Source organism: Acidisphaera rubrifaciens HS-AP3, from assembly GCF_000964365.1.
In the GTDB taxonomy this organism is placed as follows: domain Bacteria; phylum Pseudomonadota; class Alphaproteobacteria; order Acetobacterales; family Acetobacteraceae; genus Acidisphaera; species Acidisphaera rubrifaciens.
In genome coordinates this window covers 1-574 of record NZ_BANB01000375.1, presented here as the reverse complement: position 1 = coordinate 574, position 574 = coordinate 1, and the positions used below count along the sequence as shown (strand labels likewise).

The window sequence follows — 574 nt, the reverse complement described above, 5'->3', positions numbered from 1 at the left end:
TCATGCGCAGACGTTCGCCGCGCCGACAGCGGCCATAAGCGCCGGGTCATGTTGGTGCTGGCCCAGCTTTCATCGACGAACACCAGCCGGTCGGGGGCGAGATCGATCTGTCCCTCGAACCAGGCCCAGCGCTTCGTCAGCACATCCGGACGGTCCTGCTCGGCGGCGCGCGCCGTCTTTTTTTGCGCGTCAGCCGGTGACGGGCAAAGAACCGCCATAGCGTCCCGTAGCCGAAGCGGAGACCGTGGCTGGCGAGCTCGGCGCGCAGTTCTTCAATCGACATGTCGCGGCGGGCCTCGAACATACGCAGGATCAGGCCGGCATGCGCTTCGATCGCCGCGCTGCGCCGGTCTCCTCCCAACGGCCCAGGCCGGACGTCGCCAGACTGCCGCTCCAGCGTTCGCCATCGGCTGACGCTGGCGCTGCTGACGTTGAAGCGCGCTGCTGCCGCCCGATGGCTCAGGCCCTCGTCCCGCACGGCAGCCACAACGCGTTGCCGCAAATCCAGCGAAAGTGCCTTCGACATTCCTGCCGGCCTCCCGCTCCGGCAGGTAGCGTGAATCAGCATTCCGCC

The 574-nt window shown here is 67.6% G+C and carries 1 pseudogene; it reads right to left on the bottom strand.

The features are described 5' to 3' along the window. Positions 1–526 (bottom strand): annotated as a pseudogene (locus B8460_RS11335) (helix-turn-helix domain-containing protein); the annotation flags it as partial. Positions 527–574: the final 48 nt, after the last annotated feature.